General features: G+C 32.6%; 23 protein-coding genes. 9 read left to right on the forward strand and 14 right to left on the reverse strand.

Features of this window, described 5'->3' with window-relative positions; genetic code table 11:
* Nucleotides 1-3: 3 nt before the first annotated feature.
* From pxpA to PW52_RS06795, 4 genes are all read right to left on the reverse strand, one after another.
* Nucleotides 4-741: a 5-oxoprolinase subunit PxpA gene (gene pxpA, locus PW52_RS06780; RefSeq protein ID WP_044632160.1), complete on the reverse strand. Its 738-nt coding sequence runs from the start codon at nt 739-741 to the stop codon at nt 4-6.
* Complete coding sequence (locus PW52_RS06785; RefSeq protein WP_044632161.1) at nt 741-1,976, reverse strand: Nramp family divalent metal transporter; 1,236 nt, start codon at nt 1,974-1,976, stop codon at nt 741-743. The genes pxpA and PW52_RS06785 overlap by 1 nt, the downstream gene beginning before the upstream one ends.
* Nucleotides 1,963-3,087 (reverse strand): DUF2891 domain-containing protein, encoded by a 1,125-nt coding sequence (locus PW52_RS06790; RefSeq protein WP_044632162.1) that lies wholly within the window; start codon nt 3,085-3,087, stop codon nt 1,963-1,965. The genes PW52_RS06785 and PW52_RS06790 overlap by 14 nt, the downstream gene beginning before the upstream one ends.
* A 72-nt stretch (nt 3,088-3,159) precedes the next feature.
* Complete coding sequence (locus tag PW52_RS06795) at nt 3,160-4,695, reverse strand: YifB family Mg chelatase-like AAA ATPase (protein WP_044632163.1); 1,536 nt, start codon at nt 4,693-4,695, stop codon at nt 3,160-3,162.
* A 278-nt stretch (nt 4,696-4,973) separates the two neighbouring features.
* On the opposite strand from PW52_RS06795, the gene PW52_RS17080 reads away from it, so the two are divergent.
* The 4 genes from PW52_RS17080 (at nt 4,974) to PW52_RS06815 (ending at nt 7,501) form a co-directional block, all read left to right on the forward strand.
* The gene (locus PW52_RS17080; RefSeq protein ID WP_052823407.1) at nt 4,974-5,489 is read left to right on the forward strand and encodes a hypothetical protein; all 516 of its coding nucleotides are present in this window, start codon (nt 4,974-4,976) and stop codon (nt 5,487-5,489) included.
* Nucleotides 5,490-5,635: 146 nt separating this feature from the next.
* Nucleotides 5,636-6,142, forward strand: coding sequence for a hypothetical protein (locus PW52_RS06805; protein WP_131453982.1), 507 nt, complete (start codon nt 5,636-5,638; stop codon nt 6,140-6,142).
* Nucleotides 6,112-6,870 carry a sensor histidine kinase gene (locus PW52_RS06810; RefSeq protein ID WP_044632165.1) on the forward strand — a complete coding sequence of 253 codons (759 nt, stop codon included), beginning with the start codon at nt 6,112-6,114 and terminating at the stop codon, nt 6,868-6,870. Before PW52_RS06805 ends, PW52_RS06810 begins: the two co-directional genes overlap by 31 nt.
* Entirely contained in the window at nt 6,860-7,501 is a 642-nt protein-coding gene (locus PW52_RS06815) for a response regulator transcription factor (RefSeq protein WP_044632166.1), read from the forward strand. Before PW52_RS06810 ends, PW52_RS06815 begins: the two co-directional genes overlap by 11 nt.
* On the opposite strand, the gene PW52_RS06820 is transcribed toward PW52_RS06815, so the two are convergent.
* The 9 genes from PW52_RS06820 to PW52_RS06860 form a co-directional block, all read right to left on the reverse strand.
* Nucleotides 7,498-9,786 (reverse strand): FdhF/YdeP family oxidoreductase, encoded by a 2,289-nt coding sequence (locus PW52_RS06820; RefSeq protein ID WP_316930129.1) that lies wholly within the window; start codon nt 9,784-9,786, stop codon nt 7,498-7,500. The two genes, PW52_RS06815 and PW52_RS06820, sit on opposite strands and share 4 nt — an antisense overlap.
* The gene (locus tag PW52_RS06825) at nt 9,786-10,406 is read right to left on the reverse strand and encodes a nucleotidyltransferase family protein (protein WP_052823408.1); all 621 of its coding nucleotides are present in this window, start codon (nt 10,404-10,406) and stop codon (nt 9,786-9,788) included. Before PW52_RS06825 ends, PW52_RS06820 begins: the two co-directional genes overlap by 1 nt.
* 1 nt (nt 10,407) lies before the next feature.
* Entirely contained in the window at nt 10,408-11,418 is a 1,011-nt protein-coding gene (locus tag PW52_RS06830; protein ID WP_044632168.1) for an XdhC family protein, read from the reverse strand.
* 7 nt (nt 11,419-11,425) lie between these two features.
* Nucleotides 11,426-13,645 carry a xanthine dehydrogenase family protein molybdopterin-binding subunit gene (locus PW52_RS06835; protein WP_044632169.1) on the reverse strand — a complete coding sequence of 740 codons (2,220 nt, stop codon included), beginning with the start codon at nt 13,643-13,645 and terminating at the stop codon, nt 11,426-11,428.
* Nucleotides 13,646-13,657: 12 nt separating this feature from the next.
* Nucleotides 13,658-14,122 carry a (2Fe-2S)-binding protein gene (locus tag PW52_RS06840; RefSeq protein WP_044632170.1) on the reverse strand — a complete coding sequence of 155 codons (465 nt, stop codon included), beginning with the start codon at nt 14,120-14,122 and terminating at the stop codon, nt 13,658-13,660.
* Between the two features lie 81 nt (nt 14,123-14,203).
* Nucleotides 14,204-15,169: a YheT family hydrolase gene (locus PW52_RS06845; RefSeq protein WP_044632171.1), complete on the reverse strand. Its 966-nt coding sequence runs from the start codon at nt 15,167-15,169 to the stop codon at nt 14,204-14,206.
* 17 nt (nt 15,170-15,186) lie between these two features.
* Nucleotides 15,187-16,806 (reverse strand): adenine deaminase, encoded by a 1,620-nt coding sequence (gene ade, locus PW52_RS06850; RefSeq protein ID WP_044632172.1) that lies wholly within the window; start codon nt 16,804-16,806, stop codon nt 15,187-15,189.
* Between the two features lie 95 nt (nt 16,807-16,901).
* A complete protein-coding gene (gene tilS, locus PW52_RS06855; RefSeq protein WP_044632173.1) occupies nt 16,902-18,224 on the reverse strand; it encodes a tRNA lysidine(34) synthetase TilS in 1,323 nt (440 codons plus the stop codon).
* 153 nt (nt 18,225-18,377) lie between these two features.
* The gene (locus PW52_RS06860; RefSeq protein ID WP_044632174.1) at nt 18,378-19,676 is read right to left on the reverse strand and encodes an anthranilate synthase component I family protein; all 1,299 of its coding nucleotides are present in this window, start codon (nt 19,674-19,676) and stop codon (nt 18,378-18,380) included.
* An 87-nt stretch (nt 19,677-19,763) separates the two neighbouring features.
* Here PW52_RS06860 and PW52_RS06865 point away from each other — a divergent pair, with 87 nt between their 5' ends.
* Together PW52_RS06865 and PW52_RS06870 are read left to right on the forward strand one after the other, a co-directional pair.
* The gene (locus PW52_RS06865; protein WP_044632175.1) at nt 19,764-20,654 is read left to right on the forward strand and encodes an aldose 1-epimerase family protein; all 891 of its coding nucleotides are present in this window, start codon (nt 19,764-19,766) and stop codon (nt 20,652-20,654) included.
* Nucleotides 20,655-20,696: 42 nt separating this feature from the next.
* The gene (locus tag PW52_RS06870; RefSeq protein WP_044632176.1) at nt 20,697-22,049 is read left to right on the forward strand and encodes a DEAD/DEAH box helicase; all 1,353 of its coding nucleotides are present in this window, start codon (nt 20,697-20,699) and stop codon (nt 22,047-22,049) included.
* 64 nt (nt 22,050-22,113) lie between these two features.
* Here the strand turns inward: PW52_RS06870 and PW52_RS06875 are convergent, their stop codons facing one another.
* Nucleotides 22,114-22,506, reverse strand: coding sequence for a MotA/TolQ/ExbB proton channel family protein (locus PW52_RS06875; protein WP_044632177.1), 393 nt, complete (start codon nt 22,504-22,506; stop codon nt 22,114-22,116).
* A gap of 190 nt (nt 22,507-22,696) precedes the next feature.
* On the opposite strand from PW52_RS06875, the gene PW52_RS06880 reads away from it, so the two are divergent.
* The 3 genes from PW52_RS06880 (at nt 22,697) to PW52_RS06890 (ending at nt 24,968) form a co-directional block, all read left to right on the forward strand.
* Entirely contained in the window at nt 22,697-23,749 is a 1,053-nt protein-coding gene (locus PW52_RS06880; RefSeq protein WP_044632178.1) for a sensor histidine kinase, read from the forward strand.
* A 2-nt stretch (nt 23,750-23,751) separates the two neighbouring features.
* A complete protein-coding gene (locus tag PW52_RS06885; RefSeq protein ID WP_044632179.1) occupies nt 23,752-24,468 on the forward strand; it encodes a LytR/AlgR family response regulator transcription factor in 717 nt (238 codons plus the stop codon).
* Between the two features lie 137 nt (nt 24,469-24,605).
* Entirely contained in the window at nt 24,606-24,968 is a 363-nt protein-coding gene (locus PW52_RS06890; RefSeq protein ID WP_044632180.1) for a hypothetical protein, read from the forward strand.
* The last annotated feature ends 15 nt before the right edge of the window (nt 24,969-24,983 follow it).

Consider the following 24,983-nt stretch of genomic DNA (forward strand, 5'->3'; position numbering starts at 1 on the left):
AAACTAACTTATAAATATGCCTTTACTTTTTAACTGTGTAGTTAAATATTTTATTAATTGTATGGCTTTAGGGTTGTCTCCATGCACACAAAATGTTTGTGCTTTTATTAGTGTTTCTGTGTTTTTTATAGTTAACACTTTTTGTTGAGTAAACATTTTATAAACATGGTTAAACACCAATTTTTCATCTTTAATAACTGCATTTTCCTGGTTTCTGGACACTAAAGTTAAATCGGGATTATAATTTCTATCTGCAAAAGCTTCAAGAACAACTTCAATATTATTTTTAATAGCCAAATCTGCTAAAACCGATTTATATGGCGCATACAATTTAACCGCAATAGATAATTGCTTCATTGCTTCAACTACAGCTGTAGCTGCTTCGGTGTTAATTGCAGCATAATTATAAAGTGCACCGTGAGGTTTTATATGATGTAACGCAGCGTCTTCAGCTTTAACAACCTTCAATAATATTTCAATTTGATTTTTTAAAGATGCAACTAAATCATTAAAAGGCATGTCAACAATAACTCTTCCAAAGTTTTCTTTATCTGGATACGATGGATGCGCGCCTATTTTAACATGATGTTGTTTCGCTAGTTTTACAACGGTTTGCATCGTTTCTTTATCGCCCGCATGACCACCACAAGCAATATTACAAGACGAAACTAGCGGTATTAATTGCGCTTCGTTGTTTATTCCTTCACCTACATCGGCATTTATATCGATTATATTTTGCATTAAAATAAGTTGAAGTTGAATATTTTGTTAATTGTTGCTACCGAAAGTAAAATACTAATTAACAGAATTAAAATGGCCAATATATTTTGCTTTAATGAATTTTTAAATGCTCCTAAAACTGATGATTTGTTAACTAACCATAATAAAATTACAGCCATAAACGGTAGTAAAATTCCATTAGAAACTTGAGCAAATTTTATAATATCGATAGGTTTTATACCTATTGATGAAAATATAACACCTAAAATTAAAACGATTGCCCAGACCGATTGAAACTTTTTACTTTTTAAATGAGACGACCAACCAAAACACCCACTAGCCACATAAGCAGCTGCTAAAGGCGCTGTAATTGCACTTGTTAAACCTGCAGCAAATAAGCCAATAGCTAGAAAATATTTTGCAAAACTACCAAATAAAGGCTCTAAACTTTTTGCTAAATCTGATGCATTGCTAATATTGTTTCCTTGCATTGATGCGGCCGAAACAATTATAGCCATTGATACTACGCCGCCTAGGACGACAGCAATTATAGTATCTTTTTTAGCCAGACCTAAATCGGATGTTTTATTCCATTTTTCTTTCACTAAAGAAGCATGTAAAAACAAATTATACGGCACTACAGTTGTACCAATTAAACCTATAATTAACAACAAACTATTATCTGGAAAACTAGGAACAAAAGCACCTTTAAAAATAGATACAACATCCGGCTGTGTTAATATTGCTGAAACCAGAAAAGCTAAACTCATTAAAATGACTAAAGCTAAAAGCACACGTTCTAGTATTTTATAATTACCCAAATACAGCAAAACAAAGGCTAATCCTCCTAAAATGATACTAAGAATATTAATTGAATATCCAAAAACATTAACTGTAGGATTACCTAAAACAGTTTGCAAGCCTAAAACACCACCAGAAATATTCCCTGCTTCGTAAGCCGCATTACCAATAACTATGGCCGATAGCATTAAAACTATTACAAAACCTTTAAACCAAGGATGCTTTATTTCTGTTCTGATGATATCTGATAAGCCTTTTTGAGTAATTATACCTAATCTGGCAGACATTTCTTGAAGCACAATAGTTGCAACTATTGATAATACTAAAGCCCACAATAAAGCATAACCAAAACCCGCACCAGCTAATGTGCATACGGTTACAGATCCAGGACCAATAAAAGCAGCTGCAATTAATGGACCTGGACCTATATTTTTAAACCAATTATTGAATTTCATTAGCTGTATTCAAAGCATAAATTGCAAAACTACCTAACCAATGACTTCCCATATAATCGTCACCAAAAATGCTTGGTAGCGAGTGTTTAATATGATAATTTGCTACATTTTGTAAATGTTGATATTCTGGTAAGCCTTGTGATATTTTATAGAAATTCCAAGCTCGCGAAAAGTTTACACCATCTAAATGCACTAAATGTCCATCGGTTCTATCGGAAACCAAACCGACTTCAAGATTATAATTTTTGTTTTTAAGCTCAGGTAAAAAAGCATTTAACCAAATTTTAAACTCATTTTCTGGTAACAAGCGCTTAATTAAAGCGGCTTCTTCTAAACATGGCGATAAAAAATCACTTCCGCTAGGTTCCCAACTCATCGGGCAATTTTGGTCGTTTAAATAAAAATATTTTGCGCGCTCTGTAATCGCTGCTTTTAAGGCTTCGTTATTTACTGTATCGGCATAATCGTAGGCGAAATTTAGTCCGAAAGCGGTGTTGGTGTGTGTTCCAACACGTTGTGCATAATTCAATTTAGGTAAAAAAGCAATATACTTTTCTACGATTAATTGGGTTAATGGTTGCAAGTTGCTCTCTAAAGTTCGAGCTGTTTCGCTATCCCAAGTATGTAATTCTTCGGCTAATTTTAATAACCATGCCCAACCGTAAGTACGCTCGTAGTTTTTATTGTGTTTACCTTGAAAATATTCAATTTCTTTTGCAATATTTTCTTCTGAAATATTGTTTAGTAAACGCTCTTTAATGGCTTCGGATTTTTCAATTTCAGGAAAATACTTTAATAACGAAACTAAACTCCAATGCCCGTGTACCGATGAATGCCAATCGAAACACCCATAAAATGCAGGGTGCAATGTACTCGGTGATTTTAAATCGCTATCGCCACCCAAAGTTTGCGAAAGTCTATTCGGGTACTCAATGTTTATACAATGTAGAGGTAATTCGGCCAATTTATTGGCTTGTTCTAAGTTAAGTTTTGGAGCTTCTGCAAGTTCTGGCTTTTCTCTATTTTCTTGTGTTGTTTCAATCTTTTGTTTTGAACTATTATTACAGTTTAAGATTGATAATAATGTGATTGTTAGGATTAGTTTTTTCATGATCTAAATTTAGAAAAAATATATCCTAGATAATTACTAACAAACGAAATGTTTTTAGCATTAGTTCATTTTCTACCCCAACCAACCATCACGATCTAAACTTCTGTATTGTATAGCTTCACTAATATGTGTTCCTGTAACTGTTTCGCTGGCTTCTAAATCGGCAATAGTTCTAGATACTTTTAAAATACGATCGTAAGCTCTGGCCGATAAATTTAAACGTTCCATAGCGGTTTTTAGTAATTGCTTTGAAGCCTCATCGAGCTGGCAATATTTGCGTATTTGTTTGGTATTCATTTGGGCGTTATAATGCACGGTATCGCTCTCGGCAAATCGCTTGGTTTGAAATTCTCGGGCTTTTGTAACGCGTTTGCGAATTTCAACCGAAGTTTCTCCTTTTCGGTCATCGCTTAATTTATCGAAAGGTACTGGAGTCACTTCAATATGAATATCGATTCTATCTAACAACGGTCCAGAAATTTTACTTAAATAACGTTGCATTTCGGCGGGACTTGAAGTTACTGGGGCATCGGGATCGTTAAAATAACCTCCAGGACTCGGGTTCATACTAGCCACCAACATAAACGACGACGGATATGTTACCGTAAATTTTGCTCTAGAAATGGTTACCTCTCTATCTTCTAGTGGCTGACGCATCACTTCTAAAACTTCGCGCTTAAACTCGGGTAATTCATCTAAAAACAAAACCCCGTTGTGCGATAATGATATTTCTCCTGGTTGCGGATAACTACCACCACCAACTAAAGCCACGTTCGATATAGTGTGATGCGGACTCCTAAACGGACGTTGTGCCATTAAACCGCTATCTTTTACTCGCCCAACTACCGAGTGAATTTTCGTGGTTTCCAGAGCTTCGTGCAGCGTCATAGGTGGTAAAATACTAGGTAAACGCTTTGCTAACATAGTTTTTCCTGCTCCAGGTGGTCCAATTAAAATAATATTATGTCCGCCGGCTGCTGCAATTTCCATACAGCGTTTTATGCCTTCTTGCCCTTTTACATCGGCAAAATCGAATTCGGGAAAATCAAGGTTCTTTTCAAATTCTTTTCTAGTATCTATAATGGTTTGTTCTAGAGCTTCACCTTTATTGAAAAAGTCTATAACCTGCTTTATATTTTCAATACCATAAACCTCTAAATCGTTTACAATAGCAGCTTCTTTTGCATTTTGTTTAGGCAAAATAAATCCTTTAAATCCTTCTTCTCTGGCCTTAACAGCAATTGGTAATGCGCCTTTTATAGGCTGTAACGTGCCATCGAGCGAGAGTTCGCCCATAATTAAATACTGTTCTAAATTATCGGCTTTAATTTGGCTGGTTGAGGCCAAAATTCCAATGGCTAAAGTTAAATCGTATGCACTGCCTTCTTTTCGTAAATCGGCTGGCGACATATTAATAATTATTTTTTTACCCGGAATTTTAAACCCGTTGTTTTGAAGTGCAGCCGCTATGCGATAATTACTTTCTTTAATAGCATTATCGGGTAACCCAACAAGGTGATACCCTATTCCCTTATCTACATTTACTTCAACTGTAATGGTGGTGGCTTCAACGCCAAAAACGGCGCTTCCAAAAACTTTTTTTAGCATATAATTGGTTTATTCATTTTAAATGTAAGAAAAGTATTTTAAATGTTACACCTCGTTAATCATTTTAAAAACTCCATTTCTTATAATATTACAGAAAATTCTTAGGGTGTTTTTCCCCTTTTTTAAAGGAAAAAGATGTTTTATTAATAGTAAATGCCTTATTACAGAATTAATTTTCAGAACTTTAACCAAATCTTATTTCAATCTTAAAATTTGACGCTGTGAGATTTTTAATATTAATCTGTACTTTTATAAAAACCTCTAAACAATCCATTATTATGAAAACTAAATCTTATTTTTTAATATCCACAACATGCGCTTGTGCTATTTTTTTAATAGCATCTTGTATTTCGAATACATCGAGTGTAAAAATTGATCGAGACAAAGTGCCATCGCAAGCCATTAGTTATAAGGAAGCAAATGTTTTGGAAGAAGAATTTAAAACAACACGAGCCAAATTTTTAAATGAACATTTAGGTTTTGAAGATTCTAGAGAATTTTTGTTTTCATTAGATTCTTTAAAACAGTATATCGCTTTTTTTGAGCGTGAAGCAAAAAAACAAGGCTATACAGATTTGGGAATTAGAATATATTATGGTGCTTACCCAGAAAGTAAAAATTACCCAGATCCAGGAAGAGCTACGGTATTTTTAGTGCCTACAGGAAATAAAGTTAAATCGCAAGGTAGTGCTCTTCCGTTTGCAATGCCTACTCGAATTGTAGATGACAATATTGAAAGTATTCCTGGTTATAATTACGGGCACGCTGGTAAGCCACCAAGAGAACTTGATTAAATTTAAAAATGCACATAACTGTTATTATATCTTATGCCATTAGTTCACTCGAACTAATAGCTGCTTTTTTTGCCCTTATCCATTATAAAAAGTACACTCAATCTACCGAGCGGTACTTTTTACACTTTTTATGGTTTACTTTTTTTATGGACACCATAATGGGTTCGTATATTGGGCCTTATTTAAATATTAATAACACTTGGATATATTTTATTTACACAGGTTTAAGTTTTACCTTTTATTGCTGGTGGTACTACCAAGTATTGCTAAAAAGAATTCATAAAAAAATAAGTGCTTATTTATTAATAATTTATATATTAACTTTTGTCATAAGTATTAATAATAATCAGTTACAAAAATACCTTTTTATTATAGGCGCATTTTTTGTTCTCATTTTAACTGGGTTTCATTTACATCAACTATCTAACTCAGATTATACCTTAAAAATAAAACACAAATTAAGTTTCTGGATTAGTACCGCTTTAGTGCTTTTTAATATTGGTATGTTTCCATTAGTTCTTTTGAGTGATTATTTTGATGTAAGAATGAATAATACAGTATTTAATATTGTTTTATTCTTTTTAAACCTAATTCTTTATACCTGCTTTATAATTGGATTTATATGGACGAAAAAGAAATACAATCATTATTAATAATTTTTTCGGCGGTACTTTTTGTTATTGCTTTTACCATGATTTCTCTTTTTGTGCTTTTTCGTAAAAAGAAAAATGATTTATTACTAGAAAAAAGAATTGCCGAACAAAAGTTTGAACAAGAAATTGCCAAAACTCAAATTGAAATTAGAGAAGAGACTTTTAGAAACATAAGCTGGGAATTACACGATAACATTGGGCAATTACTAACTTTGGCAAAAATACAACTAACCAATAATTTATCTCAAGATGAAGTAAAACAAACTATAAGCAAAAGTATAAAAGAACTTAGGACGTTATCTAAACTAATAAATCCTGATGCCTTAAAAAATATCGAATTAAATCAGGCATTACAAGATGAAATAGACCGGTTTAATCGATTAAATTTCATAAAAGCCAAATTAGTAATTGAAGGCGTTACAAGAAAATTAAATCATAAAACCGAAATTGTTTTTTTTAGAATGTTGCAAGAATTTTTCTCAAACACCATAAAACATGCAAAGGCTTCACATTTATGCGTTACCTTAAACTATACGCCAAACATGTTAATGGTAACGGCAAAAGATAATGGTTTAGGTTTTGACATGAATGAAACTCAAAATGCTGGCATTGGATTAATTAACATAAAAAGCAGAGCTAAACTAGTAAAGGCCGAAGCCGAAATAATCTCAAAACCTAATGAAGGTACACAACTAACTATAACATACCCTTACCAAAATGGAAACTAATAACGTTGTAATTGTAGAAGACCACAACCTACTGTCACAAGCCATTGCTGGATTAGTGAATTCATTTGAAAATTTTGTTGTGCTTTATACCTGCAAAAACGGTAAAGAACTTTTAACAAAACTAAAAACACCAGAGAATATACCTGATGTTATTTTAATGGATGTAAATATGCCTATTTTAAACGGTATTGAAACAACAGAAATACTAAAAAAAGAATACCCAGATATTAAGGTTTTAGCACTTTCGGTAGAAGAAAACGAAGCCACTATTATAAAAATGTTAAAAGCTGGAGCTAAAGGCTATTTGCTAAAAGATGTTGAAAAAGATATTCTTGAAACAGCCTTAAATGAAACCATTAAACATGGTTATTACCACACTAAAGATGTATCGAATATTTTAATAAACTCTTTAACCGAAGGTAATACGGGTGGTATAAAACTTAAAGAGCGTGAAATAGAATTTATTAAGTATACCTGCTCTGAAATGACCTATAAAGAAATTGCCGAAAAAATGTTTTTAAGTCCGAAAACTATTGATGGTTACCGCGATAATTTATTTACCAAACTGCATATAAAAAACCGTATAGGCCTAGTTTTATATGCTATAAAAAATGGCATTTTTAAAATTTAAGCTTCAATGGTAATAACAATACTTTTTGATGCTGGGGTTTTTGCTGTATGTGCAAAATTATCTAATGGCACCAACACGTTAGTCTCAGGGAAATAGGTTGCACAACAGTTTTTAGGAATGTTATAACCAACCACCTTAAAATTATTTGCACAGCGTGTTACGCCGTTAAATTCCGATTTTAAATTAACCACTTGTAATTCTTTTAATCCGCGAGCTTTCATATCATCTTTATTCATAAAAATAATGCGTCTTTCGTTATAAACACCACGATATCTATCGTCTAAGCCATAAATTGTGGTATTGAATTGATCGTGACTTCTAATAGTCATCATCACCAATTCGTCGTTTTTTAATTTCCAAGTTGGCATTTTATTAATACTAAAATTAGCTTTACCGGTTTTGGTATTAAATTGCCTTTCGCGCGCACCGTTTGGCAAATAAAAACCCGAAGGTTTTTGTAACTTAGTATTGTAATCTTTAAACCCCGAAACTACTTCGGCTATATCATTTCTAACTAAAGTATAATCGTCTTTATAGGCTAACCAATCAATTTTACTTTTAGCACTTAAAGTGGCATTGGCTATACCACAAACCACAGCAACTTCGCTTAACAAATCTTTAGAACAAGGTTCTAAAACACCTTTGGTTGCAGACACAATGCCCATAGAATTCTCTACACTTTGTATTTGTAACCCCGTTTTTTGGTAATCTTTTTCTGTTCTTCCTAAACATGGTAAAATTAATGCTTCTTTACCCGTAACCAAATGCGACCTGTTAAGTTTTGTACTTACATGAACCGTTAAATTACAATTCTGTAATGCTTGCGATGCGTAAACCGTATCTGGAACAGCAGAAATAAAATTCCCGCCTAAACCAAAAAACACTTTAGCTTTGTTTTCGTACATGGCTTTAATGGCATCTATTACAGCATAACCATGTTTTGTAGTTGGCTTAAATCCGTATTTTGCTTCAATTTTATCTAAAAAAGCTTGAGGTGCAGCTTCCCAAATACCAACTGTACGATCGCCTTGCACGTTAGAGTGCCCACGAACAGGACAAGTTCCTGCGCCCTCTTTTCCTATGCTTCCTTTTAATAATAATAAATTTACCACCTCGCGAATATTATCCACCGCGTTTTGGTGTTGTGTTAAGCCCATAGCCCAACAAATTATAATTTTATTATGGTTAAGAATTAAATTGAAAATGGCATTAAAAGTATCTTCATCTATTCCTGAAGCCTTTAAACAATCGTTAAAATTATACGTTTTTAAATCTGCTATAAAAGCTTCATAACCAAAAGTGTGTTTTTCAATAAAATCTTTATCAAAAACATGGGCTGTTTCTTCTTCTTTTTCTAATAGTTTTAATAGAATGGTTTTAAATAAAGCAACATCGCCATTAATAGTAACTTGTGCAAAAACATCGGCTATTTGTTTACCACCTGTTAGCATTTTAATAGGATCTTGCGGATTTGTAAACTTTAAAAGTCCGGCTTCTGGCAACGGATTAACCGCTATAATTTTACCTCCGTTTTTCTTACACTTTTCTAATGCCGACAACATTCTCGGGTGGTTAGTTGCTGGATTCTGGCCAATAACCATAACTACTTCGGCTTTATATAAATCGTCTAATGTAACAGAACCTTTACCAATGCCTAAAGTTTCAGACAAAGCACTTCCACTCGCTTCGTGGCACATATTGGAACAATCTGGTAAATTTGCTGTACCAAATTCGCGAACAAATAATTGATATAAAAACGCAGCTTCATTAGTGGTTCTTCCTGAAGTATAAAAAATAGCTTCATCCGGATTATTAAGTGCATTAAGGTGTGTACCTACTTTACTAAATGCTTCTTCCCATGAAATCGATTGATAATGTGTTGCTCCTTCTGCTAAAAACATAGGTTCTGCCAAACGGCCAGATTTACCAATTTCAAAGTCTGTCCAAGTGGCTAATTCTTCAACAGAATGCTTTTTAAAAAAAGTGTTATCTATAGTGTTTTTTTGGGCTTCTTCTGCAATTGCTTTTATTCCATTTTCGCAGTATTCACCTATGCTTGAACGCTCATCGTCTGGATCTGGCCATGCGCAACCCGGGCAATCGAATCCGCCTTTTTGATTTATTTTTAATGATAGTTTTACACCATCTTTTACACGAGTATATTTTGAAATTTGAGTAATTGCAGACTTAATAGATTGAAAACCTGCACTATTTTTATAAGGTTTTTTAACACTTATATCTGTGAATTTTTCTGGAGTTAAGGCTTTATTTTTCTTGGAATTCATCATTTAAATTCAAAATTACGACTCGCAAATGTACTGTAGTCTTCTTTTGTGTCTAAATCTACATTTTTATTAGGAGGTATTAAAGTTTTAACAGAAGATTCCAGTTGCATTAGCAAGTGTTTTGCTCCTTCATCTCCTTTAAAAATTTTCAAGTCTTTAAAGTAAATTTTGTTAAAAATAACCGGTACGCCATTTTTTTTATCTGTATACATAGTTGCTATAATCGTTTGTTTATTAAAGCTATAACTAACTATCATTTCATTTAAATAATTTGCAGTAATAAACGGCTGATCTGCTAAAACAAAAAGAATAGCATCAAAATCTTTATCAGAATTTATTAAAAAAGTAGTAGAACAAGCTATAGAAGTTCCCAAACCTTGATGCCATAACTCATTATTCAAAATTGAAACGGGATAGTCTTTTATTTCAGAAGAAATTAAATCAAAATTTGCTCCTAAAACCACGTATACATTTTTACAATTTACCTGTAAAACTGTTTCAATAGTGTGCGAAATAAGCGTCTTTTTTTTCCAAGGCAGTAATTGTTTAGGTTCTCCCATTCTTGTAGAAGCACCTGCTGCCAATACTACAATTGCTATATCTTCTATGCTTTTAGACAATTTATTTTGAATGAATTCTACCCGTTTTTTTACTTAAAGACAAAGGTTTTATGTCCCTTGTATAAGCCAATATTTCTGAAATTATAGAAACAGCAATTTCTTGAGGAGTAATTGAGCCAATACTTAATCCTGCTGGTCCATGAATTGTATCTAAAAAGTCATTACTAATATTTGGACAGTATTCCATAAATTGATTTAGTAAATCCTCTCGTCGTTTTACAGAACCTAAAAGTCCTATATAATTTGGCGACGTATTTTTTAAAGCAACCAAATATCGTAAATCGTAAGCAAAATTATGAGTCATTAACACAATAGCCGTTTGATTATCGATAGCAAAAGTATTAATAGCTTCTGGTGTTGTGGTTACTAATAATGATGCTCCTGGAAAACTATCTATAGATTTTAATTCTGAAACGCCCGAAATTACAGTCACTTCCCAACCTGTTAATGCAGCATACTTGCATAGTTCCACGGCATCATGTTCTGCGCCAATAATCACTAGTTTAAAGAGAGGTTTTAAAATTTGGCTAAAAACTTGTAATTTGAGGTTAACTTTTAATTTTGAAATTGAAAATGCTTTATCATTTAAGAAAACACAAGACCCTATACCATTAAAAACACCTTCTTGCTTTTTGTAAAATGATTTTATTTGAAAATTGATTCTTGATTTTAAAGTTTTAAAAAAAGAAGCTTCGAATTCGGAATTAAGATTAAAAAGTTCGAGCAAAATATACAATACACCCTCGCACCCCAGACGATATCTACCATCGTAAGTCATCATTCTAGACGCTCCAGTTTTAAAAACTTGCTTAGATTGTAGCAGCACTTCTTTTTCTACACAACCTCCACTAACTGCACCAACCATGGTTTCGTTTTCTAGAGTTAACATTCTAACTCCAGGTTTACGGTATGAAGAGCCATCTAAAGCCACTACTGTAGCTAAGACAGATTTAAGCCCTTTAGATTTTGCTTTAAAAGCTTCTTCAACAATATTTTTGAACTCATGAGTCATTACCTAATTATACTTTAAGTTCTTCAGCTATTTTTAAATTAGCCATATAAGGTTGTTTGGTTAAACGGGCTCCTGTAGCCTGATAAATGGCATTTGCAATTGCACCTCCAACGGGCGGTAATGTAGGTTCTCCAAGACCTGTAGGCGCAATATTATTTTGTACAAAATGTACGTCTACCTTTGGTGTTTGCGCCATTCGTATTAATTGATACGTGTTAAAATTATTAGATTGTGGCTTGCCATTTTTAATAGAAAAATCGGCATACATTGCATGACCAACACCATCAATTACTCCTCCTTTTGCTTGATTCAAGGCGCCTAATGGATTAACCACTATACCGCAATCTATTGCACAAGTTACTTTTTTAACAACCGGCAGACCATTTTCTAAAACAATTTCGGCAACTTCAGCAACATGCGTATTATGAGAAAAATACGCTGAAAAACCTTGGTAAACATGCGGTTCTGTTTTTCCCCAATGGGACTTATCTACCACAAGTTTAATAACATCTTCCATTCGTTTTGGATTAAACTTCATGCGTTTATCGTTAACACCTTTTAAGTTCTCTAACAAATCTAAGTAGAGTTGAACGTGGTCTATTTGCAATTCTTCAGCTAAAACATTAAAAAAACTTTGCTCTGCACTTGCTAAAAAATGAGTTACCGGGGCTCTCCAAGCACCTGTCGTAATGTTACTTTTGTATGTTGCGGCATCAACCTGATAATTTTTAATGGCTCCAGCAGGGAAATAGTTAGCCATTGGCGTTGGAATACTTGCATTAACACCTGCCCCTTTTAAATGATAGCCTGTTAACTTACCGTTTTTTATTGATGCTGTAAATCGATACTTTACACAAGGGCGGTAAACACCTGTTGTCATGTCTGCTTCTCTAGATGATACCATTTTAATAGGTTTTCTTATTACATCCGCAATTTCAGCAGCTTCCATTACAAAATCGTTATAGAGGCGTCTACCAAAACCACCGCCCATTCTGGTTATTTCGGCACTCACTTCTTCAATAGGTCTTTCTAATACTTCAGAAACCATTTTAGCAGCAGCAGCAGGCGTTTGCATATTACCTATTAAGCGCACTTTTTCATTCGTTACGTGAGCAAAAAAGTTCATCGGTTCTAAAGTATTATGTGGCAAAAAAGGTGCTTCGTATGTCCGTTCTATAACTTTATCGGCATTGGAAAGTGCTTTTTTTACATCACCATCGGAACGCCGTGTTTCAAATTTATCGCCATCTAATAAATCCACTAATACTTTGTCATGATCTTTGGTGCTTTCTAGTTTTGTGTCTACTTTCCAAGTTGTTTTTATAGCTTTTATACCTTTAAAGGCATCCCAAGTTGATTTTGCTATAACAACAACTTTATCACTATTACTGGTTACGAGCGTCCAATTTTGTTTCCCATTGTTTTCGTAATCTCGTATTTTACTTCCAACGGTAATTACATCAACTACACCTGGCAAAGCTTTAGCCTGTGTTGCATCGAAAGACTCTAATATTTGCCCAAAAGCAGGAGGGCGTATTATTGATGCATATAGCATGCCTTCTTCTTTATAATCTAAACCAAATAAAGGCTTTCCTGTTATAATTTTATCTACATCAACATTCAATTTTCCTTTTCCAATAATTGTAAAATCTTTTGGATCTTTTAGTGTAACATTTTCAGGAACGTCGAGAGCAGCAGCTTCTAAAACTACATCGCCATAACCCATTGTATCCCCATCATCATTAGTTATTAAACCAGCTTTTGCAGAACATTCTGATGGAGAAATACCCCATTTAGCAGCAGCGGCATTAATTAACATTTGCTTTGCTGTGGCACCGGTTTCTCTAAGGGGTTTCCAAGATGCCCGTATCGAGCCACTTCCACCTGCTATTTGTCGGTTATAATTTTTTGTATCTAACTTTCCTTGCACCACAAAAACATCTTCCCAAAGCACATCTAATTCTTCTGCGATTAACATGGGCATTGAGGTTTTTACACCTTGACCTATTTCTGGGTTTGGTGAAAAAATGGTGACTTTACCTTCTGGTGATATTTTAATATAGGCATTAAAATCGTTATAGTTTAACTGACTTAAATCTATTGGTGGCTTAACTTCTGCTTTACAAGCATTAAATAAATTAAATCCAATAAGCATACCGCCACTTGCTAATGCTGATGTTTTTAAAAACGATCTTCGGCTAAACGTTAAATTCTGTTTGTTTTCCATTTTAAATCGTTTTTAGAAGTTTAATTTATCAGCTGCTACTTTAACCGCTTCCTCTATACTATTATAAGATGCACATCTACATATATTGCCATGCATAGCATTTCTTATTTCTGAAGTATTTGGCTTAGGGTTTTTATTTAAAAACGCCGAAGCGGTCATTATTTGTCCTGCTTGACAATATCCACACTGAGGCACATCTATTTCTTTCCATGCTATTTGAACTGGGTGTTCCCCTTTTTCCGAAAGACCTTCAATAGTTGTAATTTCTACATCTTGCGTAAATTGAACTTGTAGTAAGCAACTTCGAGTGGCAACACCATCAATATGAACTGTACAAGCCCCGCATTGCCCAATACCACAGCCATATTTTGTTCCTAGTAAATTTAAATGGTCTCTTAACACCCAAAGTAAAGGTGTATCTTCATCAACCTCAACATTACGTTTTTGGTTGTTTATTTTTAAAATGAAAGTTGGCATAATTACTTAGATTAGTTTAGTACATTGTAAAACAAGCACTTACTAAAACTATGAAAAAATGCAGGTAACCGGTGAAAACAGTTATGTATTTAACATAGTTTTAATAAACTCTAAAGCGCGCCTCTCATTGTAGTACACATTTTTCTTATCTATAAAACCAACATGACCGCCATGGTTTGGCATTTCTAAATATAATTCCTGGTTTTGTTTAGCTTCTTTGACAGGATAACATTCTGGCGACAAAAATGAATCGTTTAAAGCATTTATAATTAAAGTAGGCACTTTAATATTTGGTAAAAATTGTAACGCACTGCATTTTGTATAATAATCAACTGCATCAATAAAGCCATGTGCTTTTGAGGTGTAAACATTATCGAAATCTTGTAAATTTTTAATTGATTTCACAGCTTCAATGGTTAATTTATCTGGAAATTTTTCTTGTTTTTTTGATAGTGCAACTAATAAACTTTTTAAAAACCTATCGTGATAAGGTTTATTTTTAAGCTTGCTTATTTCTTTACATGAGCCATATAAATCGCACGGTACAGAAACCGCAATAGCTTTTTTTATTTCTTTAGGAACATTTTGAGTTTCTCCTAAATATTTTAGTAAGAGATTAGCTCCTAAACTAATGCCTTTAATATATATTTCGTCATACTTGTTTTTAGATAAAACATGATTAATCACCTCTTGCAAATCTGTAGTAAAACCAGAATGATAGGTGTGATAACTCAAGTTATCCTCTTCGCTACAACCTCTAAAATTAACCGCCAAAGCATCTACACCATTTAGGTTAAACAATTTAGCTGTTCCGGTTATATATGGACGTTTAGAATTCCCCTCTAAACCATGAAGCAAAATGATTATTTTATTAGTTTTCTCTGTAGAATAGCTCCAGTCTAAATCTAGAAAGTCGTTATCTTTTAAAGTAATACGTTCACGTTCTTGATTTAATTTTACGCGGCGTACTAAACCAGAATAAACAGTTGATACAAATCTGTTTTTAAAATAAAATGCTGGCTTGTAGGTCGATTCTATTACAGGCATAAGTTAGTTGTAATTTTCTATAATTGTAAGTCTGTAAATTTAAATGCTTTTCCGTTAAACAACCCTTTATCGCTTAATTTTAACGAAGGTATAACTAAAAGCGCCATAAAAGATAACGTCATGTAAGGTGCATGCAAATTCGAGCCCAATGCTTTTGCCATTTTGTCGAGTTCGGCATATTGTTTACCTATAGTTTCACCATCTTGGTCGCTAATAATTCCAGCTACTGGAAGTGGTACTATTTTAGATTCGGCATTACTTACAGCACAAATGCCACCTTTATTTTCTATTATTAAATTCACAGCTTTACAAATAGCTTCATCTGTGGTTCCTACCGCAATAATATTGTGCGAATCGTGACCAACAGAACTGGCAATAGCACCTTCTTTTAAACCGAAATTTTTAATAAAAGCTAAAGCAGGTGTATCGTTTTTATAGCGGTTTACAACTGCCATTTTTAATATATCTTTATCGGTATTCGATTCTAAAAATCCGTTTTTTACAGTCGCTTCTTCAATAAGTTCGTTGGTTACTAACTGCCCTTCTAATGCTTCAATTACACGAATTTGTTTTGCTGTTGCCTCAATTTTAAATTCTGAAATATCTTTTTTATCGCAATTAAAATTATTCAAGTTTTTAAAAGCTACAGATGGTATTAAACTTTCACCTTCATTGTAAACCAACGCACCGTTTATATAAGTTTGAAGCGTTTTAAATGTTTTTAAATCTTTTACTACAATAAAATCTGCAAAATCGCCTTCTTGTAATAAGCCAACGTCTAAACCATAGTGCTTTACCGGGTTTATACAAGCTGCCTGAAGCACTTTAAACAAATCGATTCCTTTAGCAATTGCTCTAGCACACAATTTATTAATATGATGTAAAAGTAAATCGTCTGGATGTTTATCGTCGCTACAAAACATCATGTTTTCAAAATATTCTGGCAGTAAATCTATTAAAGCTTCAAAATTTTTGGCAGCACTACCCTCGCGAATTAAAATTTTCATGCCTTTTTGAAGTTTTTCAAGTGCTTCGTTATAAGTAAAACATTCGTGATCGGTGTAAATACCAGCACTAATATATTTAGTAATATCGTCGCCAATAACTCCAGGTGCATGCCCATCAACTGGTTTGTTATAATGTTTTGCCCAAGCTATTTTTTTAAGAACTTCTTCATCGTCAAAAATAACTCCAGGGTAATTCATCATTTCTGCTAAGTATTTAATATCTGGATTTTCTAGCAGTTTTTGTATGTCGTCGGAATCTATAACCGCTCCGGCCGACTCGAAAGTTGTTGCAGGCACGCAAGAAGGCGCTCCAAAATTGAATTTAAAAGGTACTTTTTTACCGTTTTCAATCATAAATTCAACACCTTCAACACCTAAAACGTTGGCTATTTCATGCGGATCTGAAACTGTACCAACCGTACCATGTTTTACAGCTAGTTTTGCAAATTCGCTAGGAACTAACATAGAGCTTTCAATATGAATATGCGCATCTATAAAACCGGGTAAAATATAATGATCTACATCATGATTTTGTTCTGTAATAGCTACAATTTTATCATTTTCAACCGTTATTTCTCCTTTAAAAATGCGCTGATTTTGTATATCTACAATTTGACCTTTTACTTTCATATTCTCCTTTTGTTAGTCGTTTTCAGTTCTGTTAATTCTGAAATAAATTTAGATTAAATATTATTAAAACCAATTTATCATTTTTAAAATGACCTTTATTTTAATTCTATTTTTAAAATTTGCTTTGTGTTTTTAGTTACTTTAAATCTATCGTCGGCGCGCTTGTTTACAATCCAAACAATTTGATTTTTAGAGCATAACAACAACGTATTTTCCTTATCGATAAGCGAAAACTTCTCATCTTTAAAATATTTACTCAACTTCTTTTTACCTTGCATTCCTATTGGGAAAAACACATCGCCTTCCTCCTTTTTTCTTATGGTTAAAGGAAATTCAAGCGTGTTTTTATCGACGTAAATAATATTTTTTGCAGTTTTTATGTTGGTTTCAACAGCATCAATTTCTGCAAAGCTTAAAGTGCCAAACGGTGTTTCAACTTTATCGGTTATACTTGAAATAGTAGTTTCTGAAAACTGTTCAACTTCCTTTTTAGTTAATAATAAATAGTCGCGATCTTTTATGAGCCTAAATTCGTTAGAAAACACTTGTTTTCCTGGTTGAGCATCTAATAAACTCACAATATCGTCCCATTCTGTAAAACCAAATTCTTTTAAAGCTTCAAATAAATACGCTTTTGGATGCTTTGTTTTTTTGAATTCTGAAATTTTAAAACGTACCTCGTTTTCACTAATGGTTTCAATAGTTTTATTTAAAAATTCATCAATTTTATCGTTTATAATAGTTGATGAATCTTGCAAATTATTTAAAGTGGATTGAAAACTTTGTAACAAACTCGGGTTAATTTCTTTTAAAATAGGAATAACCTCGTGGCGTAGTTTATTGCGTAAATATTTTACCGATTTGTTACTACTATCGTCACGCCATTTTATACTGTTTGCATTGGCATACAATTCAATATCATCGCTTGAAAAATGTAATAACGGACGTACAAACTTCCCGTTAATTTCTGGAATTCCGGTTAAACCTTCTATACCAGTGCCTCTTGTAAAATTGATTAAAAAAGTTTCTAAGTTATCATCGGCATGGTGAGCCGTTAAAATGTAATCGAACTTTAATTGTGACGACAATTCGTCGAACCAATTATAGCGTAATTCGCGTGCTGCCATTTGTATAGAACGCTTGTGTTCTTTAGCATATAATGTGGTGTCAAAATTTTGAATAAACACCTCTAAACCTAAACTTTCGGCTAAGGTTTCAACAAAAGTTTCATCGGCATCACTTTCGTTTCCGCGTAAATTAAAATTGCAATGCGCTAAAGCTATATTTAAACCTATTTTGTGGCATAAATGTGTTAAAACCACACTATCTATACCGCCAGAAATAGCAATAATTACTTTGCTTTTGGTTAAAAAGTTTAGATTTTTAGTAATATGTTTTTTGAATATTTCTTGGGTCATTTTTCCACCGATTCACGGATTATTTTTCAATATAATTGGATCTCGACTGCGCTCGATCTGACAATTAATAGTAATTCCAATCTATAATTTTGATAATTGTACTACTCAAATATACCAACTTGAATAGTTAATTTTTATGTTTCTGGGTAAAAACTAGTTTTCCAGCACTTCGCGCATCGCCTTTGCCTTTACCAAGCATTCTTCATATTCGTTTAAAGGATTGCTTTTTGCTGTAATGGCACTTCCTACCGAAAAGGACACGTATTTTTTAGTTTCGTTGTATAAAATACTGCGAATTACCACATTAAAATCGAAATCGCCATTTGGTGTAAAATAACCAACAGCGCCAGAGTAGAGTCCGCGTTTGGTTTCCTCTAAATCTTCAATAATTTGCATTGCCGAAATTTTTGGAGCGCCCGTCATGCTTCCCATAGGGAATGTGGTTTTTAAAACATCAACCGGGTTGGTGTCATCGTTTATTTTTGATGTAATGGTCGATATCATTTGGTGCACTTGATCGAAGGTGTAAATCTTACATAACTCTTCTACCCTCACCGAATTTTTTACAGCGGTTTTCGATAAATCGTTTCGCACCAAATCTACAATCATAATATTCTCGCTACGCTCTTTTTGATCTTGCGATAAGTTGTGTTTAAGTTGCTCGTCTTCAACTTTATTTTTAGATCGTTTTGCGGTTCCTTTTATTGGTTGTGATATAATTTTGGTTCCTTCCTTTTTTATGTAACGCTCGGGCGATGCAGAAAGCAAATATTTATCGAAACTTTTAAAATATATAGCAAATGGCGGGTTGGAAATATCATTTAGCTTTTTATAAGTTTCTAAAGGGTTTATTTCTGTGTTTTCGGCATAAAACTCCTGGCAAAAATTAGCTTCATAAATACTGCCGTGGTGCACATGCGCTAACATTTTATTTACTTTATTAAAATAGGCATCTTTGTGAATACGCAGATGAATTTTTATGTCGTTTGAAGGTCTTGTATTAAAATCTTCTTCGCTATTATAAATATCATTTAAATCGGCATCAATTTCATCATCAACTGCTTTTAAATATTGAATTTCGACGGTGTTATCTTTAATTAAAAATAGTTTTTTTGGCTGAAAAAAGTACAAATCGGGGAATTGTAAACCATCAAAATTATTAGATTTTAATGGCTCTACATCGTTTTTTAAATCGTAAGTTAGGTAGCCAAAAATCCAATCGTTAGTCGTTTTTTGGTAATCATTTAACTTAGAAAAAGCATCAAAATAATCTGTTTTTATACTTGTAAAAGCATCAACTGCTAAAACGGCATCGTAACTTTTGTATGTTTGTGTGTTTTTTTTATTGTTAGAATCTAACCAAACCACATCGTCAAACTGTTGAGCCCATTGCAATAATTTAGTTTTAAATTGTGCGATGTTTTTTTTGCTGTAAGTAAAAGTTGTTCTCAAATAAAACAGAATTATACTGCAAATTTAGTTAGAATACTTAAATTTATTTCAAAATTGTAAAAACAGTTTCAAACAACTAAAAAAAGCATGCATACTTTAAAAAACGATAAACTTAAAATAGCCATTAAAAATATTGGTGCCGAACTTTGCGAAATTTCTTCAGTAAAACATAACACACAATTTATGTGGGATGCAAATCCAGACGTTTGGGGTAGTTTTGCTCCTAATTTATTTCCTGTAATTGGTGCTTTAAAAAACGGTTCGTTAACCTTTGAAGGTGAAACTTATAACACACCAAGACATGGTTTTATAAGACATAGCAAAGACATTACGCTTTATAACAAAACAGATAACAGCTTAACTTTTAAATTAAAAAGCAATGCTGAATTACTTAAAATTTACCCTTTTAAATTTGAGTTTTTAATTACATTTACATTAACAGACAATACACTTAATGTTTCGCATACCGTAAAAAACACCGATACAAAAACCATGTATTTTTCTCTTGGCGGGCATCCTGCATTTAAATGTCCGGTTTTTGAAAACGAAGCATACGACGACTATTTTTTAGAGTTTGAACATAAAGAAAACTCTAGTCGCTATTTAATTGAATTAGGAAGCGGACTCATTTTAAACGAAACCGAACCCGTTTTTAATAACGACAACATTTTACCTTTAAAACACGAACTTTTTGATGTTGATGCGCTTGTTTTTAAAGACTTAAAGTCTCGAAAAATTAGTATTAACAGTAAAAACAATGGTAAAGTATTAACTGTAAGCTACCCTAAATTTAATTACATGGGCATTTGGGCAAAACCAAACGGCGATTATGTATGTATTGAGCCTTGGCTTGGAATTGCCGATAATGTAAACGCAAGTGGAAATTTAAAAGAAAAAGAAGGCATTTTAAGTTTAGAAGCAGGTAGCGCATTTGAAGCTAGTTACAGTATTGAGATTGAAGACAAGCATTTAGTTTAAACTTAAGAATAAACCTTACCTTTGCCCCAAAATACAGTAGTTTTGACTTTTGAAGATTTAAATTTAAACACACCGCTATATAACGCCATAAACGATTTAGGCTTTACAACCCCAACTCCCATTCAAGCAGAAGCTTTTAACGTGGTGGCTTCGGGAAAAGATATGGTTGGAATAGCACAAACAGGTACTGGTAAAACCTTTGCCTATATGTTGCCCATTTTAAAAAATTTAAAGTTCTCGAAACAAGACAACCCCAGAGTTTTGGTACTGGTACCTACCCGCGAACTTGTAGTACAAGTGGTTGATGAAATTGAAAAACTATCAAAATACATTAACAATCGTGTTTTAGGTGTATACGGTGGTACAAACATTAATACCCAAAAACAAGCTGTAGCAGAAGGTTTAGACATTTTAGTGGCCACACCCGGTAGACTTTACGATTTAGCTTTAAGTAGAGCGTTACAATTAAAATCGATTCAGAAATTAGTGATTGATGAAGTTGATGTTATGCTAGATTTAGGGTTTAGGCATCAGCTTATAAATATTTTTGATATTCTTCCGCAAAAGCGCCAAAACATTATGTTTTCGGCCACAATGACGCAAGATGTTGAGCTTTTAATTAACGATTTCTTTATTAAACCAGAACAAATATCTATTGCTGTTTCGGGTACACCACTTGAAAATATTACACAAACCAAATACAAAGTTCCTAACTTTTATACAAAGGTTAATTTATTGGTGCATTTACTTAAAGACCAAGAAACCTTTAATAAAGTTATTGTTTTTGTGGCTTATAAACGAATGGCAGACAGATTATTCGAAAAATTAGACGAATATTTTAAAGAAGAGCTCTGTGTTATTCACTCCAACAAAACCCAAAACTATCGTTTACGCAGTATTGAGCAATTCCGCGAAGGCGTTAACCGCATTTTAGTTGCAACAGATGTTATGGCGCGTGGTTTAGACATTGAGAATGTTAGCCATGTTATAAATTTTGATACTCCAGAATACCCAGAAAACTACATGCATCGCATTGGTAGAACAGGTCGTGCAGAACGCAAAGGTGAAGCTTTAGTGTTTTCAACCGAAAAAGAATACGAAGCCATTGAAGCCATTGAGAACTTAATGCAAATGGAAATTCCTTTAGCAGAATTACCCGAAACGGTTGAAGTTTCTACAGAATTAATTCCTGAAGAACGCCCACAAATTAAAGAGCGTAATAACCCTCACAAACAAAGGGATGAAGATGCTCCTGGGCCAGCCTTTCATGAAAAAAAGGCTAAAAATCAAAAAGAAAACTTAGGTGGATCTTATAAATTTAAGATCGCAAAAAAATACAAAAAACCTAAAACTAGAGGCGATAAAAACTATAACAAGCGCAATAAGAAAAAATAAAAAAATCCTTCTCATGTAAATGAAAAGGAGCTTTAAATTGATTGATGAAGAACCACTATTAATTTTAATGCTTCTGTAAATACTTTAAAATAATTATACCAATCCTTGGTAAAATAAAAGTAACCAATCCAAAAACGGTTGTTAAAAAGGATACTTTTAAGCCTGCAGCCATCATTCCAGCACTAATATCTCCCATAGATTCTATAGTATCGAAAGCTGTAATCATTCCAATAGTTGAACCCAAAAACCCAAATACTAGACCTAGAATACTAGCTTCGGAGGCTAAATTGTTCATTTTTTTAGATTTAGCGACATCTTTTTTAAGGTGAAAAAAACCTATTATTAGAAACGTTGTTGCAAGCAATAAGCAGATTAAAATAAAAGACATAAATAATGGGCCGCCTTCAATAAATCTATCTACAAAAACATTTAGCGGGAAAACAGATAATAAATTCATAAGTAATGGTTTTAATTAAACATGCCACAAACATATAATCTAAAATCAAAGCTAAAATTAAAATGCGACAGATAACCAAATTAGCTATAAAAATAACAAACGGTTAAAACCAATACAAAATCGGTTGTTCGTCTATAAAAACTTTTTAACCTTCTAATTTATACTAATATTGTAACTTATAAATTTAAAAATGGTTACAAAAAAGTTCGTATTAAAAAAAATAGCTCAAATTTTTATCCATGCTTTCTTTTGGTGTGGTGTGTTGCTATTTTATACTTACTTTTTTGCCGTAAATAGCAACGATTTTAACTATGTGCTTTCTTTCTCGCTATTTTTAATGCCAATTACCATTGCAACAAGTTATGTTTTTATTTATAAAATAATTCCTGAATATTTTATTAGTAAACGCTACGTTTTGTTCGGTTTATACAGCTTGTATACATTAATAATATCGGCCTATCTTATTGTTATTTCTGTGTTTTATGGATTAATTTACCTATCTAATTTTCAATACAACAAGATGGCTCCTATTAGTAAAAGCCTACTGTTAGTTGCCATTGCGGTGTATTTGGTAGTTGTAGTTGTTAGCGCCTTTAAACTTTTAAAACTTAATGTAAAACATACCGAAGCAACTAAAAAACTTGAAACCAAAATTTTAGAAACTCAGTTAAAACTTAAAGAACAGGAACTTAATTATTTAAAAATGCAAATACACCCGCACTTTTTATTTAATACGCTAAATACCTTGTATGGGTTCGCTTTAAAAAAAGCCGATGAAACTCCCGAAATGATATTAAAATTATCAAATTTATTAGATTATTTACTTTATCAAGTAGATAAACCCTTTGTTTCATTACAAGATGAAATTAATCATATTAATGATTATATTGATTTAGAAAAAATGAGGTTTAACAATACTCTTCAAATACATTTTAATGAAGAAAATATACGAGACAACATAAAAATTGCCCCCATGTTGCTACTGCCATTTGTAGAAAATAGTTTTAAGCACGGTAGTTTAAATCAAGGCATTTTAATAGTTAATATAAACCTTTATACTCGAAAAAATTATATTTTTTTTGAAATTGAAAACACCAATAATGCGAATATTGTTTCAGAAAAAGGGATTGGGTTAGAAAATATAAAAAAGCGATTGGACCTGCTTTATAAAAACAAATACACGTTAAATATTAATAACAAAAACGACTTGTTTAAAGTTAATTTAAAGCTTATCACAGATTAAAAATGGCAGAAAACAAAACGATATCATGCCTTATACTCGACGACGAACCAGTTGCTAGAGAAGTTATTGCTGCTCATCTTGGTAAAATACCAAACATTAAAATTGTGGCTAGTTGCAGCAATGCCATTGAAGCTTTCCACATATTAAGGTCTCATAAAATAGATTTAGTTTTTCTTGATATAAATATGCCCGAAGTTTCTGGTATTACATTTGCAAAATCTATAAATAAGGATATAAAAATAATTTTCACAACAGCTTATCGCGATTTTGCAGTTGAAGGTTTTGAGTTGCAAGCTGTCGATTATTTGCTAAAACCAATTTCATTTGAAAGATTACTAAAGGCTGTGCATAATTATTTTGACATTCATACCAACTCAAAACAAATTGAACCAACTCACATAAATAGCAACGATTTTATGTTTGTTCGTGCAGACAGACGCATGATAAAAGTTGACTTCAGCTCTATTATTTACATTGAAAGTTATAGCGATTACATAAAAATTCATTTAGCAAACAACACTTTAGTAACTCGAGAAACTTTAAGCGCTATTGAAGTAAAGTTGCCAAATAAAAACTTTATTCGAATTCATCGTTCGTATATAATTGCATTAAAACACATTCAGTCGTTTACAAATGAAGAAATTACAATTAACAACACCGCTTTAACAATTAGTAGAAGCTATAAAAAAGAAGTTTTAAAAGCTTTAGAGCAGTATTAATTTATAAAAGCAACTAGAAAATACACAAATAAACTACGAGCTTTTTTTTAGTTATTTCTTACAACTTAATTAAAACATTACTTAATTTAGGAGATAATTGTATATTTTTGTTAATAACCTTTGCTAACAAACTTAAAATGAAAAAAGATACTAAAGCCGAAATTACAGAAAATTTAAACGGTGAACATAAAAATGCTAGTTCGAAAATTGATGCCATTAAAGAACTTATTTTTGGAGAAAACATCCAAGAATATAATGAAGAATTCGAAACTTTAAAAAAAGATATTTTAAATAAAAAAAACGAACTTCAAGAATTAATTAGCACTGTAGAATCTGAACTATTACAAAGTATAGACTCGCTTAGTACCGATATTAATATTCGTGTAACTGAGCTAGAAAATACCGTAAACGATAGGCTAGATGATTTAGGCGACAAAAAAGCAGATAGAAAATTACTAAGCAAACTTTTTATACAATTAGGCGAAAAAATTGCTGAGTAATTTATTTTTTTATAG

The sequence above is a fragment of the Neotamlana sedimentorum genome (assembly GCF_000943565.1).
GTDB lineage: Bacteria > Bacteroidota > Bacteroidia > Flavobacteriales > Flavobacteriaceae > Neotamlana > Neotamlana sedimentorum.

Coding starts and splice junctions, on each gene's coding strand:
- PW52_RS06805 (WP_131453982.1), top strand. CDS start 5,636: ATGGACACCATAATGGGTTCGTATATTGGGCCTTATTTAAATATTAAT.
- PW52_RS06845 (WP_044632171.1), bottom strand. CDS start 15,169: ATGCCTGTAATAGAATCGACCTACAAGCCAGCATTTTATTTTAAAAAC.
- PW52_RS06840 (WP_044632170.1), bottom strand. CDS start 14,122: ATGCCAACTTTCATTTTAAAAATAAACAACCAAAAACGTAATGTTGAG.
- PW52_RS06790 (WP_044632162.1), bottom strand. CDS start 3,087: ATGAAAAAACTAATCCTAACAATCACATTATTATCAATCTTAAACTGT.
- PW52_RS06890 (WP_044632180.1), top strand. CDS start 24,606: ATGAAAAAAGATACTAAAGCCGAAATTACAGAAAATTTAAACGGTGAA.
- PW52_RS06830 (WP_044632168.1), bottom strand. CDS start 11,418: ATGACTCATGAGTTCAAAAATATTGTTGAAGAAGCTTTTAAAGCAAAA.
- PW52_RS06815 (WP_044632166.1), top strand. CDS start 6,860: ATGGAAACTAATAACGTTGTAATTGTAGAAGACCACAACCTACTGTCA.
- PW52_RS17080 (WP_052823407.1), top strand. CDS start 4,974: ATGAAAACTAAATCTTATTTTTTAATATCCACAACATGCGCTTGTGCT.
- PW52_RS06795 (WP_044632163.1), bottom strand. CDS start 4,695: ATGCTAAAAAAAGTTTTTGGAAGCGCCGTTTTTGGCGTTGAAGCCACC.
- pxpA (WP_044632160.1), bottom strand. CDS start 741: ATGCAAAATATAATCGATATAAATGCCGATGTAGGTGAAGGAATAAAC.
- tilS (WP_044632173.1), bottom strand. CDS start 18,224: ATGACCCAAGAAATATTCAAAAAACATATTACTAAAAATCTAAACTTT.
- PW52_RS06810 (WP_044632165.1), top strand. CDS start 6,112: ATGGACGAAAAAGAAATACAATCATTATTAATAATTTTTTCGGCGGTA.
- PW52_RS06880 (WP_044632178.1), top strand. CDS start 22,697: ATGGTTACAAAAAAGTTCGTATTAAAAAAAATAGCTCAAATTTTTATC.
- PW52_RS06875 (WP_044632177.1), bottom strand. CDS start 22,506: ATGAATTTATTATCTGTTTTCCCGCTAAATGTTTTTGTAGATAGATTT.
- PW52_RS06885 (WP_044632179.1), top strand. CDS start 23,752: ATGGCAGAAAACAAAACGATATCATGCCTTATACTCGACGACGAACCA.
- PW52_RS06835 (WP_044632169.1), bottom strand. CDS start 13,645: ATGGAAAACAAACAGAATTTAACGTTTAGCCGAAGATCGTTTTTAAAA.
- ade (WP_044632172.1), bottom strand. CDS start 16,806: ATGAAAGTAAAAGGTCAAATTGTAGATATACAAAATCAGCGCATTTTT.
- PW52_RS06785 (WP_044632161.1), bottom strand. CDS start 1,976: ATGAAATTCAATAATTGGTTTAAAAATATAGGTCCAGGTCCATTAATT.
- PW52_RS06865 (WP_044632175.1), top strand. CDS start 19,764: ATGCATACTTTAAAAAACGATAAACTTAAAATAGCCATTAAAAATATT.
- PW52_RS06820 (WP_316930129.1), bottom strand. CDS start 9,786: ATGAATTCCAAGAAAAATAAAGCCTTAACTCCAGAAAAATTCACAGAT.